Annotated in this window: 1 protein-coding gene; it reads right to left on the bottom strand. The window is 49.5% G+C overall.

The window, feature by feature from the left end; genetic code table 11:
- Positions 1 to 3,915 (bottom strand): Ig-like domain-containing protein (locus V3U24_00350; GenBank protein ID MEE9165902.1); only part of this gene is annotated, 3,915 nt, incomplete at both ends.

Below are 3,915 nucleotides of genomic sequence, written 5' to 3'. Positions count from 1 at the left end.
ACCGGCTGACTTTCGATCATAAAACTCCCTTCTGTCTCCGGTATGAAATAGACCGGATGATTCGGGAGGGGATTGTCGAACGCATCGGTTATGGAAACGACGAGCGGACTTGACAACACAGTTCCCACGCTGCCCTGTTGTCCGGTGCCGGCGGCCAAATTGATGCGACTTGCATTTAGTGCGACGAATTCCGCGATGCCCGTTTTGTTCAAAACGATGTTGTCGGTAACGTTTTTCACCGTAATATTCTTTTGCTCAGCCTTGATGGACGACATCGCCCCGATTACTTTACCCAGACTGTCCGTTAAGGTTGTTGGTTGTTCAAGAAAGTTCAGTTCTCCGCTTGAGAAAATACGAACTTCCATGCCAGGGATCGGATTCATGAATTTGTCACGAAGAGCCACCGTAATAATTGACTTCATTTGTCCGTCAGCAGAAACCGGAGTGGTAACTGAAATATCAGAGCTATCAGGATCGGTCAGATCCGGAAGTCCGTCAGCAAGAAACGTTATCGGAGAATTTGCGAGCTCTTCGATTCCGTTGTTCGTAGAGACTTGCAAGAGGTTACGTTGGACCCCGGCTTTCTGGTCCAAGATCCATTGTATTTCTGCGATACCACTCGAATCCGTCTGAATGACCAACAGACTGTCGACAGGGGAGCCAACAATTCTACCATTTCCAGAAATGATTCGAAATTCGACCTCATGTTCAACGACGGGTAGGTCGTTGGGACCGGTTACTTTCACGCGGGTGGATTCAGACAATGGCTTGCCGACTACTCCCGACAGGTGAGTGCCGGTAAGACTCACGATTTGAGAGGCGGCACTTGCGGTTGCCGATGCTTGAAGGAGTGTGGGTGATCCCGCCAACGGCGAGAATCCGTCCGAAGAAGTCACCTGGACAATATTGCTATTCAGACCGATTTGGTTTCCGAGAGTGAGGAAAACGGAAGCTTTTCCAACCACGTTCGTATTCCTAACGACCACCGTGTCATTTCCGGAATCCAGGAATCCTCCACCTGATATTACACTAAATTCCACAGGATGACCGGCTACCGGCAGATCTTCGTGATTAAGTACTTGAACTTCAAAAGGTTCAACCAGTTGACTATTCCGTACACCTATCTGATTGTTTCCCCTGGTTATGGATACCTTTGCTGCGTCATTATTGCCGGAAGCGAAGAAAACGACTGGAGATCCTACCAGGGGGGTCAGCCCGCTTGAGCTGGTAACATGGACAATATTCACATCCTGTCCGACTCCCGGGCCTAGGCGCAGGGTGGCTGAAGCTATACCCTGCTCATCTGTCGGAACGGTTTGGACGGTATCTATGGTCTCCAAAAAGACGCCTCCCCCCGATTTCACATGAAAAGTAACGGGGTGATTCTTAATCGGCTCATCAATTGGATTTGCAACTTTTACACGAAAAGGAGCCTCGAGAGGTTCGTTAACTAGACCAATCTGCGAATTACCATCGACGGGTTTAACCACGTATGCAGTCGGTGCAAGCGCAGATGCGACAAACTCGACCGGAGACCCCTGCAATCCCTCCTTCTGCACTTCAACGCGGTTCGTGAAGTTTCCGAAATTCCCGCCCAAGACCAAATTTGCACTGGCCTGGCCAAAACTGTTTGTCGTGTCGGTCAATTCGCTCGCACCACCAACAAATGTACCCCCTCCTTCCGTAACCTTGAATGAGACGATCTCTCCCTGCACGGGATTGCCAAATGCGTCGGATACTTGCACAACGAACGGTGTGATGAGAGGAAAAAGGACTAGACCGGCTGCGCTGTCCCCGGAAACCTTTGTCAGGCCAAAGGCTGGTCCGGCAACGACAGAGGCCGAAAACACGATTGGCGAATTCTCGAGACCGTCTGCTCTGGCATGAGCGACATACTCGCCAAGTTGACCTCCAATTGTAAGATTTGTTCTTGCAGTACCGCTGGCATCGGTGTACGCGGTGTCGACAGAAAGTGTCCCACCTAGGTTGGATGTGATCTCAAAAATCACAGGATAAGCTTCGATTGGGTCATCCACAGCATCCAATACCTTCGCCTCAAATGGAAAAGGCAGCATAGATCCTGCTGCGCCAACCTGGCCTGAGCCTGAAACGTACTGTATTTTTACAGGGATACCAGATGTTGCCGTCCCGACAAATTCAACAGGAGAACCTTGCAGCCCGTCTGCGTGCGCCAACGCTCGATTATCAGGTCCATCAGCGGTCAGGACCATCACCGATGAAGCAATCCCATCGGATCCGGAGAAAACCGGCTGAGATTCTTCAAAATGGCCGTTTCCTTCAACCACTTCGAAAACAACCGGATAATCCGCAACAGGATTGTCATATTGGTCAGCAATCAGTACGGCGAAGGGATTAGCCAATGGAAATCCTGCTTTTCCATGTTGATCATTTCCCGAAAATTCTATAATCTTAAATGCCGGTTCGGGATTAGATCGAACCGTAAACAAGATTGAATCCGGGAGAGCAGGCGTACTGGCCCGGATCACAACTTCGCCCGCTTGTCTTCCAAACTCCACATACGCTCTCGAAAGACCAGAGACGTCAGATGCATAGGATCCGTCTCCGCCAGTCCCGGATGGCAGGAAAAACGGGTCTTTGGTTATGATCATTTTATCCAATTTTCCTTGCTCATCCATTTGTTTAACCTGCAGAGTATGAATCCCTTGCGACAAATACACCTCGTAAGGATCCGCTTCCGGATTCGACGTTCCGCCTTGTCCCCTGGAGGAAACTTGATCCCAGGACCAACTAGACTGATATTGTGACTGGAATACATCCCAGGTGATTTCCTCGTTGTCATCCACGACAATGATGAAGGAATCTTTTGAACCCGAGCTTGCTTCCGCGCGTCCCCAAATCACATATTCACCATTTTCAGGAACATAGAATTTGTAAGTCGCTTTGCCGCCATCATCAGATCCAGCCGGGACCCAGATAAACCTACCACCCGATGCATTGTCTTTCCTTTTCCTAACCATTGGGGCCTCGAGTATTCCACGTTCGGCTTCAATGAAAACAGTCCCATCCGGATGGGCTGGAGGCAACAGTCCGGCGTCCCCACTAATCTTTTCAAAGTCTACGTTGCCAAAATACACCGGAGAACCCATTGCGTCGGTGATCCGAACGACCAGAGGCTGCTCCAGAACCTGGCGAATAGCACCTTCCTGTCCGTCCCCGGAGACGTAGGCGAAATCACTTGGGACTGCCTGGGGCGAATATGAGTAAAAATTATCCATTGCGACGTTTGCGCTTCCCCGAAAGATGACTCCGCAATATTGTGTGGCGTCATTGCCGAGAATTTTAGCGGAGTCAGATAAGATCCCATAAAAAATATCGTCTACAAAGACTGCGAAATGGTGGCCTGAGAGGTCAGAATACATGAAGACTCTCAGAATGGAACCGGAAACAGGATTCGATAATTCATGCGAAAAAGAATTTAACATCTGGCCGGGGATGCCCTGCAGAATCGACCATAATTGAAATTGATTGGATCCGCTTTCACTCTTTATCATATATCCGTCTGCCGAAAGAGAGGCTGCACTGAGCTTAAGAAGGACGCCAATCTTATCAATTTCTCCCTGCGCCGCCTCAATCCACTGAAATCCAACCTCATGTGGGGAAACCGGTGTCTTCAAAACTGCAGAAGAACTCCAATCTTCTAGTGTACTTACCGTCCGCATAGCACCGTTGCCGACTTCAACATCGTTCGACGCCTCCCAAAGATCTCCAATTTCATTACGGCCTAAACCATCAAGGAAATAGACCGTTTGGAGTGCATTGACCACCACAACGTTAGAGATGCCGGAAGCGTTACCCTCGTCATCCATCACCTTGATCGCAACATAGTAGGTAGTGTTTTGATCAAGTCCCGATATGAATGCCCTTTCGCTCTCG

The sequence above is a fragment of the Candidatus Neomarinimicrobiota bacterium genome (genome assembly GCA_036476315.1).
GTDB lineage: Bacteria > Fidelibacterota > Marinisomatia > Marinisomatales > S15-B10 > JAZGBI01.
This window is presented reverse-complemented; position numbering and strand designations above follow the sequence as displayed.